This window comes from Flavobacterium sp., assembly GCF_021151785.1.
GTDB lineage: Bacteria > Bacteroidota > Bacteroidia > Flavobacteriales > Flavobacteriaceae > Flavobacterium.
In genome coordinates, this window is the sequence record NZ_JAGKWP010000064.1 from 1 (window position 1) to 14,684 (window position 14,684).

14 protein-coding genes and 1 tRNA gene are annotated in these 14,684 nt (G+C 32.9%); 6 read left to right on the plus strand and 9 right to left on the minus strand.

From position 1 onward, the window contains the following. Positions 1-2,705 (plus strand): T9SS type A sorting domain-containing protein (locus QZ824_RS07745; RefSeq protein WP_291275451.1); only part of this gene is annotated, 2,705 nt, incomplete at its 5' end. Positions 2,706-2,777: 72 nt separating this feature from the next. Here the strand turns inward: QZ824_RS07745 and QZ824_RS07750 are convergent. The 9 genes from QZ824_RS07750 to QZ824_RS07790 all read right to left on the minus strand — a co-directional run bounded on the left by QZ824_RS07750 (position 2,778) and on the right by QZ824_RS07790 (position 10,646). After that, the gene (locus QZ824_RS07750; protein WP_291275452.1) at positions 2,778-3,203 is read right to left on the minus strand and encodes a hypothetical protein; all 426 of its coding nucleotides are present in this window, start codon (positions 3,201-3,203) and stop codon (positions 2,778-2,780) included. 72 nt (positions 3,204-3,275) lie between these two features. Further along, a complete protein-coding gene (gene sucD, locus QZ824_RS07755) occupies positions 3,276-4,148 on the minus strand; it encodes a succinate--CoA ligase subunit alpha (protein ID WP_291275453.1) in 873 nt (290 codons plus the stop codon). Between the two features lie 74 nt (positions 4,149-4,222). Further along, positions 4,223-4,585, minus strand: coding sequence for a nuclear transport factor 2 family protein (locus QZ824_RS07760; RefSeq protein ID WP_291275454.1), 363 nt, complete (start codon positions 4,583-4,585; stop codon positions 4,223-4,225). Continuing rightward, a complete protein-coding gene (locus QZ824_RS07765; RefSeq protein ID WP_291275455.1) occupies positions 4,585-5,514 on the minus strand; it encodes a UDP-3-O-(3-hydroxymyristoyl)glucosamine N-acyltransferase in 930 nt (309 codons plus the stop codon). The genes QZ824_RS07760 and QZ824_RS07765 overlap by 1 nt, the downstream gene beginning before the upstream one ends. A 66-nt stretch (positions 5,515-5,580) precedes the next feature. Then, the gene (gene efp / locus QZ824_RS07770) at positions 5,581-6,141 is read right to left on the minus strand and encodes an elongation factor P (RefSeq protein ID WP_291275456.1); all 561 of its coding nucleotides are present in this window, start codon (positions 6,139-6,141) and stop codon (positions 5,581-5,583) included. 29 nt (positions 6,142-6,170) lie between these two features. Beyond that, positions 6,171-6,959, minus strand: a complete 789-nt coding sequence (gene lpxA, locus QZ824_RS07775; protein ID WP_291275457.1) for an acyl-ACP--UDP-N-acetylglucosamine O-acyltransferase — start codon at positions 6,957-6,959, stop codon at positions 6,171-6,173. A gap of 2 nt (positions 6,960-6,961) precedes the next feature. Then, complete coding sequence (locus tag QZ824_RS07780) at positions 6,962-8,356, minus strand: bifunctional UDP-3-O-[3-hydroxymyristoyl] N-acetylglucosamine deacetylase/3-hydroxyacyl-ACP dehydratase (RefSeq protein WP_291275458.1); 1,395 nt, start codon at positions 8,354-8,356, stop codon at positions 6,962-6,964. A 10-nt stretch (positions 8,357-8,366) separates the two neighbouring features. Then, positions 8,367-9,383, minus strand: coding sequence for a UDP-3-O-(3-hydroxymyristoyl)glucosamine N-acyltransferase (lpxD, locus tag QZ824_RS07785; protein WP_291275459.1), 1,017 nt, complete (start codon positions 9,381-9,383; stop codon positions 8,367-8,369). Between the two features lie 36 nt (positions 9,384-9,419). Then, entirely contained in the window at positions 9,420-10,646 is a 1,227-nt protein-coding gene (locus tag QZ824_RS07790) for an HD domain-containing protein (RefSeq protein WP_291275460.1), read from the minus strand. Between the two features lie 97 nt (positions 10,647-10,743). Here QZ824_RS07790 and QZ824_RS07795 point away from each other — a divergent pair, with 97 nt between their 5' ends. The 5 genes from QZ824_RS07795 to QZ824_RS07815 all read left to right on the plus strand — a co-directional run bounded on the left by QZ824_RS07795 (position 10,744) and on the right by QZ824_RS07815 (position 14,564). Next, complete coding sequence (locus tag QZ824_RS07795; protein WP_291275461.1) at positions 10,744-12,297, plus strand: bifunctional response regulator/alkaline phosphatase family protein; 1,554 nt, start codon at positions 10,744-10,746, stop codon at positions 12,295-12,297. 11 nt (positions 12,298-12,308) lie between these two features. Beyond that, positions 12,309-12,725, plus strand: a complete 417-nt coding sequence (gene tsaE, locus QZ824_RS07800) for a tRNA (adenosine(37)-N6)-threonylcarbamoyltransferase complex ATPase subunit type 1 TsaE (protein WP_291275462.1) — start codon at positions 12,309-12,311, stop codon at positions 12,723-12,725. Positions 12,726-12,776: 51 nt separating this feature from the next. After that, a complete protein-coding gene (locus tag QZ824_RS07805; protein WP_291275463.1) occupies positions 12,777-13,973 on the plus strand; it encodes an alanine dehydrogenase in 1,197 nt (398 codons plus the stop codon). A gap of 44 nt (positions 13,974-14,017) precedes the next feature. Beyond that, positions 14,018-14,404 (plus strand): DUF4258 domain-containing protein, encoded by a 387-nt coding sequence (locus tag QZ824_RS07810; RefSeq protein ID WP_291275464.1) that lies wholly within the window; start codon positions 14,018-14,020, stop codon positions 14,402-14,404. 85 nt (positions 14,405-14,489) lie between these two features. Beyond that, positions 14,490-14,564 (plus strand) — tRNA-Val (locus QZ824_RS07815). The last annotated feature ends 120 nt before the right edge of the window (positions 14,565-14,684 follow it).

Sequence of the window (14,684 nt, forward strand, 5' to 3'; positions counted from 1 at the left end):
AAATTACACTCTTATTTTTTTTAAGCCTATTTAGTGTTACTCTAACTCATGCTCAAACATGTTTGCCACCAGCTGGAGTAACTGTAACTAACATTACTAATACCTCTGCGGTTATTAGTTGGAATACGGCTTCATCGGCTCAATATTACCAATTATTAATTGGTGTGAATGGTACAACTGTTGGAGGAAACTTAATAGCGCAATCAAGTCCTTTTGTTTTAACTGGTCTAAATTGTGATACAACTTACACGGTTCAATTGTCTTCCGTTTGTAACACGGCAAATAATCCTAGTGCATTAACAAGTGCTATTACATTTAATACTCTTTCTTGTACGAATAATTTAGGTGAACCACAAAATTTAACAAATTGTGTTGGACCAAATGGAATTGCTTGTTTTGATTTAACTACTAATAATGCACCAATATTAGGTAATGCAAATCCAAATCAGTATTCGATAAATTATTTTTCTTCATTAAATGATGCAACTAACAATACACTCCCATTAGCTACTCCTTTTTGTATGCCATTAGGAACTGCTACTATTTATGCTAGAATTACAGATATTTCTACTGGAACAATTGCACAAATCAAAGTATTTACTGTACAAGCTTTAAACTATCAAAATCAAGGAGCTTTACCACACATGACACAATGTGACAATGATAGTAATGGACAAATAAGCTATGATTTAACAACATCACAAGCGCTAATAAGCACTATAAATCCATTAACTTACCATGGTAGTTTAGCTGATGCTCAAAACAATGTAAACCCAATTGTTAATCCTACTAATTTTATTTTACCTACTTCTGTAAGTTCCTCGACCATCTATATAAGAGAACATATAACCAACGGTTGTGATAATATTTTCAGCAGAGTGCTATTTACACAATTAAATTGTAATGTAGCCTCAAGTTGTAGTAATGCAAATACTTTATGTAATTCAATAGGAGTTCCTTTTGTAAATACGGTTAACTTAGCTAACTCTGGAAATGCTGGATGTTTAGGAACTACTCCTAATGCGACTTGGTTTTACTTACCAATTAGTCAATCAGGAAACATCAACTTACAAATAACTCAAGGTAACAATGCCCCATTGTATAATAATTTAGATGTTGATTATATTATTTATGGTCCATTTAGTTCTCCGATTTCGGGTTGTAGTTCCTATGGATCTGCTAATATTGTAAGCTGTAGCTACTCTACTGCTGCAACGGAATATCCATTCATCACTAATGCAGTCGCTGGGCAATATTACCTACTAATGGTAACGAATTTCTCAAATCAACCTGGATTTATTACCATTAATAGCATGCCTTCTTCTACTGGTATTATCAATTGTACTGGATTTACATTTAATGCATTCTTGGACAACAATACCAACGGTGTAAAAGATGCTGGTGAACCCAACTTCCCATTAGGAGAATTCCACTACGAGAAAAACAATGACGGTACAATTCACAACATCACTTCACCACTTGGAGTAGCTTATGTATATGATAATGTAGCAACAAATTCATATAATGTAAATTACACCATCAATACAAACTATGCCGCAAATTATACAGTAAATCCAGCAAATTATACAGCGATACACCCTGCGGCTGGAATGACAACTTATTATTTCCCTGTAGTAGCAACAAATGCATACAATGATTTAGCCGTTACTGTTATACCTGCAAATTTACCAAGACCAGGTTTCAACTACTTCAATAAACTAGTTTATGCCAACTTAAGTAACCAAATAGTAAGCAATGGAACAGTTACGTTCACGAAACCAACAGCAACAACTGTTACTTCAACTAATCCTGCAACAACTGCAACTGCAACTGGATTTACTTATAACTTTACCAACTTACTTCCATTTGAAGTAAGAACCATTGATGTAATAATGAGTGTGCCAGCTTTACCTACTGTTAATGCCGGAGATTATTTAATAAGTAGTGCAACAATTGAACCGTTAGTAGGCGATTTAGTACCAATTAACAATACTAGTACAGTAAATCAAATTGTAGTAAATGCCTATGATCCAAACGACAAAATGGAAGCACATGGACCTCAAATTGTTTATTCTAATTTTACTTCAAATGATTATTTGTTCTATACAATCCGTTTTGAAAATACTGGTAACGCTGCTGCTATTAATATCAGAGTGAATGATGTACTAAACAACCAATTGGATGAAACAACATTAGAAATGATCAGTGCGAGTCATCCTTATACTTTAGATAGAATCAGTAAAAATTTAAATTGGAGATTCGAAAATATACAACTACCCGTATCTGTTCCTAATACAATGATTGGTAAAGGATACATTACATTTAAAATTAAACCTAAAGCAGGTTTTGCTATTGGGGACATTATACCAAATAATGCCTCGATCTATTTTGACTATAATCCTGCAATCATAACTAATACGTTTACTACGGAATTTGTATCATTCTTAGCAAGTTCTAGTTTTAACCTAGATGCAATCAAAATCTATCCAAATCCAACATCGGATATAATAAACATAGATGTACAAGAAAATCAAACTCTTCAATCACTAATGGTTTATGACATGCTTGGAAATAAAATAATTCATAAGAATGAGTTTGAAGCACATAACCAACTTAACTTGGGTAATTTAGCTGCTGGAATTTATTTATTAGAAATAAAAGATGCTAATGACCAACAGTTAATACAAAAAATAATTAAGAAGTAAGACAGAAATTAATTCATAAAAAAACTTCCCTAAGAATGAATCCTAGGGAAGTTTTTTATTTAGAAGAGCTTGTTAAAAAGCTACATTCCATCTAGGCAAAACGCCATTTTCATCAAAAAAATGCTGCAATACTTGTCCTTCCAAGTAAGTAGGTATTATTTTTTTTTCATCCGTAAAGGTTTCAAACCAAATAACCTCTAATGTAGTTATTCCCTCTTTTTTCATTTGGGTAGGCCAAGAAAACTTTCTTGCTGATTTGGTAAATTGACTGCCATTAACAATTTTGTCAAAAAGACCAGATTTTGCTTTTAAAGTCCCATTATTTTGAATAGTTCCTGTTGAACCCACCATGATTAATTCTTTAGTGTCCTCTTTTACATCAAATACTAAAAATAAACCAGCAGCATGTGCCGGTGCATTACAAACCAAATCTAATTGATCGGCTGTAGTATATTGAAAAGAGTTGGTGTTTTTAAATGTTTTTAATTCTTGATACATAATTTATAAATTAAAAAAAGCTCCATCAAGTCAAAACCGATGGAGCTTTACTGTTATGATTGATTAAGAAAATTATCCTAAAATCTCTTTTACTTTTTTACCTATTTCAGCAGGAGAGTCAACTACATGAATTCCATTTTCTCTCATGATACGCTTTTTAGCTTCAGCTGTATCATCTGCACCACCTACAATAGCACCTGCGTGACCCATTGTTCTTCCTTTTGGTGCTGTTTCACCAGCGATGAATCCAACTACTGGCTTTTTGTTACCATCTGCCTTAATCCATTTTGCAGCATCAGCTTCTAACTGACCACCGATTTCACCAATCATAATGATTAATTCTGTTTCAGGATCATTCATTAATAATTCAACGGCTTCTTTAGTTGTAGTACCAATAATAGGGTCACCACCAATACCAATAGCCGTAGTAATACCAAAACCTTGACGTACCACTTGATCTGCTGCTTCATACGTTAAAGTTCCTGACTTAGAAACAATACCAACTTTCCCTTTTTTGAAAACAAAACCTGGCATAATACCAACTTTAGCTTCTTCTGGAGTAATTACTCCTGGACAGTTAGGACCAACTAAACGGCAATCTTTACCTTTAATATAATCATAAGCTTTAATCATATCAGAAACAGGAATACCTTCAGTGATACAAATGATTACTTTGATTCCAGCATCAGCAGCTTCCATGATAGCGTCAGCAGCAAATGCAGGCGGAACAAAAATAATTGATGTATCAGCTCCTGCTTGCTCTACAGCATCTTTAACAGTATTAAAAACAGGTCTATCTAAATGAGTAGAACCTCCTTTACCTGGAGTTACACCACCTACAACATTGGTTCCATATTCAATCATTTGTGAAGCGTGGAATGTTCCTTCACTCCCAGTAAAACCTTGAACGATTATTTTTGAATTTTTATTAACTAAAACACTCATGATGTTATTTTTTTATAATGTTGAGCAAAAGTAAGTTTTTTGATAGAAATAATGGCATTTTTTTCTATCTTTTTTTAAGTAGGTTTGCTAATTTGGTATCCTTTTAAAATTTGATCATCAACAAATTCCCAAACGGTAATAAACCGAGCTACTAATTGAAATTGAGTAGTGTTTTCAATAGATGTGGCATAGTGATTATATGCAATACAAACCTTTCCTTCTTCTTCTAATAAATATTTTATTTCTATGGTAGAATCGGCATAATTTTTCATTAATTCATCCGCTAAATCTAAAATATCTTTTTTAGTTAGTAAGTTGAAATCTGAAGAACTTTGCCATTCCATAACAACATCGGGATGTAATACCTGATCTAAGAAAGAACGATTTCTTAAACCATCATTTTGATAAATTTCTAGGATAATCTCTTTAGCAGTCATTATTTTAATTTTTCTATAATCGATGGAATTTTTTTGATGTTAGCAAGCTGTTTTAATTTCTCTCTAGATTCTTCTATCGGTGTACCAAAATAGGTTTTACCTCCTTCAATAGACTTTGTTACTCCTGTTTGTCCTAAAATTACTGCTTTTGAACCAATGGTAATACCACTAGTAGTACCTACTTGCCCCCAAAGCGTTACTTCGTCTTCAATAATTACACAACCTGCAATACCTGTTTGAGCTGCAATTAAACATTTTTGACCAATAACGGTATCATGACCAACATGAACTTGATTATCTAGTTTAGTTCCTGCACCAATTGTAGTATCACCTGTAACCCCTCGATCAATAGTACATAATGCCCCTATTCCAACTCGATCTTCGATAACCACTCGACCACCAGATAATAATTGATCAAAACCTTCGGGACGTTTTTTGTAATAGAAAGCATCTGCCCCTATGATAGTACCTGATTGAATTACCACATCATCTCCTATGACACAATGGTCATAAATAGTAACATTAGCATGAATAAGACAATTTTTGCCTATAGTAACATGATTACCTATAAAACAATTAGGTTGAATAACTGTTTGTTCACCTATTGTAGCTGTGGCAGAAATAGCGACATGGGCAGAAACAAAAGGTTTAAAATGTCGAGTTAGAACATTGAAGTCTCTAAAAGGGTCATCTGATATTAACAATGCTTTCCCCTCAGGGCAAGAAACCTCTTTGTTAATTAAAACTATGGTTGCTGCTGACTGTAATGCTTTATCATAATATTTAGGATGATCCACAAAAACAATATCTCCCGGTTCTACCACGTGGATTTCATTCATTCCTGAAATAGGAAAATCTGCAGGACCTACATAGGCACAAGACAATAGATCAGCGATTTCTTTTAATTGATGTATTCTTGAAAACTTCATTCGTTGAATTTATATCAAATAAAAATAGTGAATAACCTTAATCATTCACTATTTTTATAATTTTAACTATACTCGCTCCATGTACTTTCCTGTAGCCGTATCGATTTTAATTTTATCACCTTCATTGATAAACAAAGGCACATTTACAGTAGCCCCAGTTTCAACTGTTGCTGGCTTAGTAGCATTGGTAGCTGTATTTCCCTTTACTCCAGGTTCAGCATAAGTAACCTCTAAAATAATATTAGCAGGCATATCAACAGCTAATGGCATATCGGTTTCTGTATTGATTTGAACCATTACATTCGTTCCTTCCTTTAACAAATCTGGAGCATCTAGAACATCTCTATTTAATGTAATTTGTTCAAAAGTCTCCGTATTCATGAAGTGAAAATCCACACCTTCATTGTATAAATATTGAAAAGTATGTGTTTCAACACGAACTGTTTCAATCTTATGTCCTGCAGAAAAAGTATTATCTAAAACTTTTCCATTAGTTAATGATTTTAGTTTAGTTCTTACGAAAGCTGGACCTTTTCCTGGTTTTACGTGTAAGAATTCAACAATTTTATAAATATCATGGTTAAATTTAATACATAACCCGTTTTTGATATCTGATGTTGTAGCCATTTTAAAAATATTTAATTATATGATTGATTTTATAAAGTACTTCCGGTGTAGCCTTTCATAATTCCTCTTGAAGAATTACGAATAAACTGAATAATATCGTCACGTTCAGGAGTAGCTTCCATTTCTGCTTCAATAATACTCAAAGCTTGTGTTGTATTGTAATTTTTTTGATATAAAATTCTATAAATATCTTGTATTTCTCTAATTTTCTCTGTGGTAAAACCTCTCCTTCTTAAACCTACAGAGTTAATACCTACATAAGACAAGGGCTCTTTGGCTGCTTTTGTGAAAGGAGGAACATCTTTACGAACTAAACTTCCACCAGAAATCATAGCATGATCTCCAATGGAAATGAACTGATGCACCGCTGCAAGTCCACCTATAACAGCAAAATTACCAACAGTAACATGTCCAGCTAACGCTACATTATTAACAATAATAGCATTATCGCCAATATGACAATCATGCGCAATATGTGCTGTAGCCATAATTAAACAATTTTTACCAATCACTGTTTTTCCCGAGGCAATTGTACCTCTATTGATTGTAACACATTCTCTAATAGTTGTATTGTCACCAATAATAGCAAGAGAATCTTCGCCTCCAAATTTCAAATCTTGAGGTACAGCGGAAATAACGGCTCCAGGGAAAATATTACAATTTTTACCAATTCTTGCTCCCTCCATTATGGTTACGTTGGAACCAATCCAAGTTCCTTCTCCTATTTCAACATTATTATGTATAGTAGTAAAAGGATCGATTACAACATTTCGAGCAATTTTGGCTCCTGGATGTACATAGGCTAAAGGTTGATTCATAATTAATCGTTTTTAACTTTAACAATTTGTGCCATTAATTCAGCTTCAGAAACTAACTTCCCATTAGCATACGCATAAGCCTGCATGTGACAAACTCCTCTTCGAATAGGAGAAATTAAATCACACTTAAAAATTAACGTATCGCCCGGCAACACTTTGTTTTTAAATTTCACATTATCTATTTTCATGAAATAGGTCAAATAATTTTCAGGATCTGGAACTGTGCTCAAAATTAAAATACCACCCGTTTGAGCCATTGCTTCAATTTGTAAAACCCCTGGCATTACAGGTGCACCAGGAAAGTGACCTACAAAGAAAGGCTCATTCATAGTTACATTTTTTAATCCTACCACATGAGACTCTGATAATTCTAATATTTTATCCACTAACAAGAAAGGCGGTCTATGAGGCAATAATCCCATGATGCCATGAATATCCATGAGTGGTTCTTTATTCAAATCATAAGAAGGAACTTGGTTACGCTCCTCAATCTTGATAATTTTAGCAATCTTTTTAGCAAACTGTGTATTAACAAAATGACCTGGTTTGTTAGCAATGACTTTACCTTGAATGCGAGTACCTATTAAAGATAAATCTCCAATAACGTCAAGTAATTTATGACGAGCAGCTTCATTTGGATAATGTAACGTTAGATTGTCTAATACCCCATTAGGTTTGACTGAGATTTCTTCTTTATTAAAAGCTTTTTTTAAATTCTCCATAGTTTCTGGAGAGATCTCTTTATCCACATAAACAATAGCATTGTTTAAATCACCTCCTTTTATTAATCCATTGTTTAATAATGCTTCTAATTCATGTAAAAAGCTAAACGTTCTACAGTCTGCAATTTCAGTTTTAAACTCCGAAATGCTTTTCATTGTGGCGTTTTGGGTTCCTAAAACTTTAGTTCCAAAGTCAACCATAGTTGTCACACAATAATGATCACTTGGAATTACTGTAATTTCGCTACCTGAAGCTTCATCAGTATAAGAAATAACATCTTTTACAATATAAACTTTACGCGGAGCATCTTGTTCAACAACCCCTACTTTTTCAATAGCTTCAACAAAATATTTAGAAGAACCATCCATTATAGGCAACTCTGAGGCATCTAATTCGATGATAATATTATCTACATCACACCCCACTACAGCTGCCAAAACGTGCTCTGGAGTTTGAATCATCACTCCTAATTTTTCTAAATTTGTTCCTCGTTGTGTATTTACGACATAATTAGCGTCTGCTTCAATAATAGGTTGTCCTTCTAAATCGACTCTAACAAAAGTTATTCCATTATTAACAGGAGCTGGTTTAAACGTCATCGTTACATTTTGACCTGTGTGTAATCCAACACCCGTTAGGGAAATTTCTTGTCCAATGGTAGTTTGTTTGACCATGATTGTATCCTTATTTTTCCTTTTTTAAATCTTCAATATCTTTAATTATTTTAGGCAAATTCTTGAAATGTATAAATGATTTAGCAAAATCACCATAAGCAAAGGCTGGACTTCCTTGTACCACTTCACCGTCTTTCAATGATTTTGCAATACCTGATTGTGCTTGAATCTTAACGTTATCACCAATAGTGATATGTCCGACAATACCCACTTGTCCACCAATCATACAATTTTTACCAATTTTAGTCGAACCCGCAATTCCCGTTTGAGAGGCAATTACCGTATTTTGACCAATTTCAACATTGTGCGCTACTTGAATTTGGTTGTCTAATTTTACTCCTTTTCTAATGATCGTTGAACCTAAAGTAGCTCGGTCAATAGTAGAACAAGAACCAATTTCAACATTGTCTTCTATAATAACATTACCTATTTGAGGTACTTTTTTATAACTCCCATCCTCTTGTGGGGCAAATCCAAAACCATCTGAACCTATAATAGTTCCAGAGTGAATAACAACATGATTACCCAATACTGATTCCGAATAAACACGAACACCCGCAAATAAAACACAATTATCACCAATAACCACATTGTCTCCAATGAAACTATTTGGATAAATCTTTACATTATTACCAATTTTGACATTTTGACCAACGTAACAAAAACTACCTAAGTACAAATCAGTACCATAAACCACACCTTCCGAAATTACAGAAGGTTGCTCTATTCCTGATTTCATCAACTTGATTTGATTGTAGTATTCCAATAACTTTGAAAAGGATTGGTAAGCATCTTCTACTTTAATTAATGTAGTCTTTACCGGTTGTTCTGGCTCAAATGACTTATTAACGATAGCAATGGATGCCTCGGTAGAATAAATGTAATGTATATATTTAGGGTTAGCCAAAAAAGTTAATGAACCTGGAGTTCCTTCTTCAATTTTAGCTAATTTATAGACTTCAGCATTAGGGTTACCAACAACTTCACCTTCTAAAATGCCTGCAATTTGTAGCGCTGTAAATTTCATCTCGGCAAAAATATAAAAATAAAATGAATCTCTAAATTAATCAATTACTTTTGGATAGCAAATAAAATATTTCGTCACTGGCTTAGACAATGCCTTTAAATGCATCTGATCGGAAGCTTCTACAACATTTTCAATGGTGCCATCCTTCTTTAAAATGCGAATGGGCTCACTCGATCTACTATATGCTTCGTTTTTCAACTTACCTTTAAACACAAAATAATCGATATCTTTTTCAACTAATCGATAGGCTTTAATATATTTTTCTTTCAACTCTAAATATTTCTCTTTATGAATTTTATCCTCAGTAATTTCAATCTTTAACAAATGTCTATGAATTAGCATTTTACACAAACTACTTAATACAAAATCAGAATGAAATTGCCATTGCTTAATTGCCCCAAGTACGTCATAATCATCTAAGTTAGAAAACTGATCTAATATATTTTTATCAATAGTATTAAAATCAAATTTATGATTCATGAAGAATAATAAAAACGGACTTCCAAATAATTGTTCTCCTCTATTTATCAATTCTTTAGCACGTTTCAAAATCTTAGTTAAAGTCAATTCAGCCACCACACTAGTCTTATGCAAATACGCTTGCCAATACATTAATCGTCTGGCCATAAGGAACTTTTCAATAGAATAAATGCCTTTTTCTTCCATAACCAAATAATCATCTTTTACATTAAGCATTTGAATTAAGCGTTCACTATTGATATTCCCTTCATTTACACCTGTGTAAAAACTATCTCGCTTCAAATAATCCATCCGATCCATATCCAATTGACTGGAAATCAACTGCAACATAAATTTTCTAGCGTACTCTCCTTTAAAAATTTGAATCGCTAAACCCAATTGCCCATCAAACTCCTTATTCAACTGTTCCATAAACAACAAAGATAATTCCTCATGATGCACTTCAATTACACTGTGTTCCAACGCATGACTGAAAGGGCCATGACCAATGTCGTGTAATAAAATAGTAACATACAAGGCCGTTTCCTCTTCATTTGAGATAGCCACTCCTTTAAAACGCAAGGTTTGTACTGCTTGTTGCATAATATGCATACAACCTAAAGCATGATGAAAACGAGTATGATGCGCACCTGGATAAACCAAATAAGACATTCCCATTTGAGCAATACGTCTCAACCGTTGAAAATAAGGATGCTGAATTAGATCGTAAATTAGTGTATTAGGAATAGTAATAAACCCATAAATAGGATCATTAAGTATTTTTAATTTGTTTATCGAATGCACTGAAAATAAATTTATTTAACAAATATAAAACATTTACACAATTTTTAAGAAAATTTACGTTTGTCTGTAGTACCTTGCAATAATAAAATGTAAAACCATGAATGAAATAAAAATCCTTTGGGTAGACGACGAAATTGATTTATTGAAGCCACACATCTTGTTTTTAGAAAAGAAAAACTATGCTGTAACTACTTGTAATAATGGTCAAGATGCTATTGATTTGTTCAAAGAAGAAAATTTTGATATCGTTTTCCTTGATGAAAATATGCCTGGTCTTTCAGGTTTAGAAACACTAGCAGAAATGAAAGAATACAAATCTTCAACTCCTGTTATCATGATTACTAAGAGTGAGGAAGAATACATTATGGAAGAAGCTATCGGTAGTAAAATTGCCGATTACTTAATTAAACCCGTAAACCCCAATCAGATTCTACTGAGCTTAAAGAAAAACTTAGATCATTCTCGATTAATATCTGAAAAAACAACACTGGATTACCAAAAAGAATTTCGAAAAATCGCTATGGAACTGGCCATGGTTAATTCCTTTGAAGATTGGATAGAACTCTATAAAAAACTGTTGTACTGGGAAATAGAACTTGAAAATATTGAAGACCAAAACATGATTTCCATACTTGAAAGTCAAAAAACAGAGGCTAATTTACAATTTGGAAAATTTATTGAAAGAAATTATGAAGATTGGTTTGAAGAAAAAGCTAACAAACCCATTCTTTCACACAAACTATTTGGTGAATTGGTGGCACCTGAAATTCGCAAAAAGGAAAAACCAATTCTCTTTATTGTTATCGACAATTTGCGTTATGATCAATGGAAAGTTTTTGAAAACATTGTATATAATCACTACAAGCCTGAAAAAGAAGTGAGTTATTTTTCTATTTTACCTACAGCAACACAGTACGCAAGAAATGCTATTTTTTCGGGTTTATTACCTGTAGAAATGGAAAAAAAATATCCGCAATATTGGAAAAACGATACAGATGAAGGCGGCAAAAACATGCATGAAGAAGATTTTTTAAAGGAACAACTCAAACGATTAGGATTAAACATCAAACAAGAATATTACAAAATCGTGAACCAACGCGACGGGAGAAAACTAGTTGACAATTTTAAATCTTTAAAAAACAACGATTTAACAACCATTGTTTACAATTTTGTTGATATGATTTCTCATGCAAAAACAGAAATGGATGTAGTTAAAGAACTAGCTTCGAATGACAAAGCCTACCGCTCGTTAACATTAAGTTGGTTTAAAAACTCACCCTTATTAGAATTGATTCAATTGGGTCAACAAAATGGATTTAAACTAATCATCACTACAGATCACGGAACCATCAACTGTAAAAATCCTTCAAAAGTGATTGGCGATAAAAACACTAGTTTAAATTTAAGGTACAAAACAGGAAGAAGCTTAACCTATGAAGACAAAGACGTTTATGCGGTTAAAGATCCTAAAAAAATTGGGTTACCTGCCATCAATATGACAAGTTCTTTTATCTTTGCAAAAAGCGACTATTTCTTGGCTTATGTAAACAATTTCAACCATTACGTAAGCTATTACAGAAATACCTATCAACATGGTGGAATTTCCCTTGAAGAAATGATTGTGCCTTGTATTGTTTTAAATCCTAAATAATATTCCTAAACATGACAAAAGTTTTTGGTTTAGAAGAAATTAATGAAGTAGCGAAAGCAATTTTAGCTTTACCTAATTTAAATAAAGTAATTACGTTTCATGCTGAAATGGGCGTGGGTAAAACCACACTGATTAAAGAACTCGTAAAAGAATTAGGAGTTATAGAACATTCTAGCAGTCCAACTTTTTCTTTAGTCAATGAATATGAAGCCCAAGATGGAAAAATTATTTATCATTTTGATTTATATCGCATTAACAATGAAATGGAAGCCTATGACATGGGAATTGATGAATATTTTTACTCTGGCAATTGGTGTTTCATAGAATGGCCTGAAAAAGTACCTCATTTAATTCCTTTAGAACATGCGGCTATTAAAATTCAACTTTTACCTAATGGAAAGAGAGAAATACAAGTAAAAAATGTATAAGGATTTTATATTTGTTAAAATTTAAGTAACTTGGCTTCAAAATAGTGATGTATGGCAATTTACAGTCCTTTTTCGGCTAAACAATTATTACCTCAAGAAGAAAAACTTGAAGTACAAAAACACAAAAGTCAACTTTTTATAGGAATACCAAAAGAAACCTCCTATCAAGAAAGAAGGATTTGCCTCACTCCAGACGCAGTAAGTTCACTCGTTTCTCATGGACATAGAGTAATGATTGAGGCAGGAGCAGGAATAAATTCTAGCTATACCGATAAAGATTATTCTGAGGCTGGTGCTGAAGTAACGAATGACACATCCAAAGTTTTTAGTTGCCCAATTATATTGAAAGTAGAACCACCTACACTTCAAGAAATCACCTTAATGAATCCAGAAGCGATTCTAATTTCAGCAATACAATTAAAAACACAAAAAAAAGAATTCTTTGAAGCCTTAAGTCAAAAGAAAATTACAGCGCTAGCCTTTGAATTCATTAAAGATGAGGACGGCTCCTACCCTGCCGTAAAATCCTTAAGTGAAATTGCTGGAACTGCTTCAGTTTTGATTGCCGCTGAATTAATGATTAATAACAACGATGGTAAAGGCTTATTGTTTGGAAACATAACAGGTGTACCACCAACAGAAGTGGTGATTCTAGGAGCAGGAACTGTAGCCGAATATGCAGTAAGAACGGCACTTAGTTTAGGTGCGAATGTTAAAGTTTTTGACAACTCTATCACCAAATTAAGACGCTTACAAAACACTTTAAATCAAAGAATATTTACTTCGACGATTCATGATAAAGCCTTACTTAAAGCCTTAAGAAGGTGTGATGTAGCTATTGGTGCCATGAGAGGCAAAAACAGAACCCCTATTGTTGTATCTGAAACCATGGTTGAACACATGAAAAAAGGAGCCGTTATAGTTGATGTGAGCATAGATACAGGAGGTTGCTTTGAAACTTCTGAAGTTACTACACACGAAAGACCTACTTTTATTAAAAACAACGTTATCCATTATTGTGTACCTAACATTCCTTCTAGGTATTCTAAAACCGCGAGTATTTCAATAAGTAATATTATATCTCCCATTTTAATTGATATTGCGGAAGACGGAGGAATAGAATCGGCTATCCGTTGTAATAAAGGTCTAAAAAACGGAATCTATAATTACCACGGTATTTTAACTAATAAACCCATTGCCGATTGGTTCAATTTAGAACACAGAGACATTAATTTATTGGTCTTTTAATACGTTGTAAAAAAGATAAATCATACCTTTGCAAAAAAAATATTATGTCATTAAGATATCGCTTAGCCTTTTATTTATTTGGTTTATTGATTGGTTTTTATTTTGTTGGTGAATTTTTAAGTGCAAAAGCCAAATCAAAAGGAGTAGAATTTTGTTATTTTCCAAATTGCCGTGTAATTAAAGATATTAGAAGCAAACCATTCAAAACAACGCCTGCTATTGACAGTTTAATTGCTAACAAAAAGATTAATTTAAAAGAAATTAACGAGGCAATTGCAAATGGTGATGTTGATTTTTCGCAAAGTAATGTGGCTTACAAAAAAGGTAAAAAATACATTATTGAATCGTATTTACCTAATAATAAAAAAGTTACTTTACTGGTAATCAATTACAGTAACAAAGCTATTTTAGAAGAAGTGAAATTTGATTAATTTTTTTCATTAAAATTGTTGCAGAAATAAAAAACAGTTGTATATTTGCACTCGCAATGACGAAATAAGCACTGCAAACAAAATAGGGCGATTAGCTCAGCTGGTTCAGAGCACCTCGTTTACACCGAGGGGGTCGGGGGTTCGAACCCCTCATCGCCCACAACAAATCCCGATAGTATCGGGATTTTTTTTATCTTCTGAAAAAAATATAATTTCTTTTTAACTACAGTTTCAACATAAAGAAATACATTCAATTGATTTATTCTCAATAATTTTATAA

Bases quoted from the DNA above. Each gene is read 5' to 3' on its own strand.
- QZ824_RS07750 (WP_291275452.1), bottom strand. From the start codon at position 3,203: ATGTATCAAGAATTAAAAACATTTAAAAACACCAACTCTTTTCAATAT.
- sucD (WP_291275453.1), bottom strand. From the start codon at position 4,148: ATGAGTGTTTTAGTTAATAAAAATTCAAAAATAATCGTTCAAGGTTTT.
- QZ824_RS07760 (WP_291275454.1), bottom strand. From the start codon at position 4,585: ATGACTGCTAAAGAGATTATCCTAGAAATTTATCAAAATGATGGTTTA.
- QZ824_RS07765 (WP_291275455.1), bottom strand. From the start codon at position 5,514: ATGAAGTTTTCAAGAATACATCAATTAAAAGAAATCGCTGATCTATTG.
- efp (WP_291275456.1), bottom strand. From the start codon at position 6,141: ATGGCTACAACATCAGATATCAAAAACGGGTTATGTATTAAATTTAAC.
- lpxA (WP_291275457.1), bottom strand. From the start codon at position 6,959: ATGAATCAACCTTTAGCCTATGTACATCCAGGAGCCAAAATTGCTCGA.
- QZ824_RS07780 (WP_291275458.1), bottom strand. From the start codon at position 8,356: ATGGTCAAACAAACTACCATTGGACAAGAAATTTCCCTAACGGGTGTT.
- lpxD (WP_291275459.1), bottom strand. From the start codon at position 9,383: ATGAAATTTACAGCGCTACAAATTGCAGGCATTTTAGAAGGTGAAGTT.
- QZ824_RS07795 (WP_291275461.1), top strand. From the start codon at position 10,744: ATGAATGAAATAAAAATCCTTTGGGTAGACGACGAAATTGATTTATTG.
- tsaE (WP_291275462.1), top strand. From the start codon at position 12,309: ATGACAAAAGTTTTTGGTTTAGAAGAAATTAATGAAGTAGCGAAAGCA.
- QZ824_RS07805 (WP_291275463.1), top strand. From the start codon at position 12,777: ATGGCAATTTACAGTCCTTTTTCGGCTAAACAATTATTACCTCAAGAA.
- QZ824_RS07810 (WP_291275464.1), top strand. From the start codon at position 14,018: ATGTCATTAAGATATCGCTTAGCCTTTTATTTATTTGGTTTATTGATT.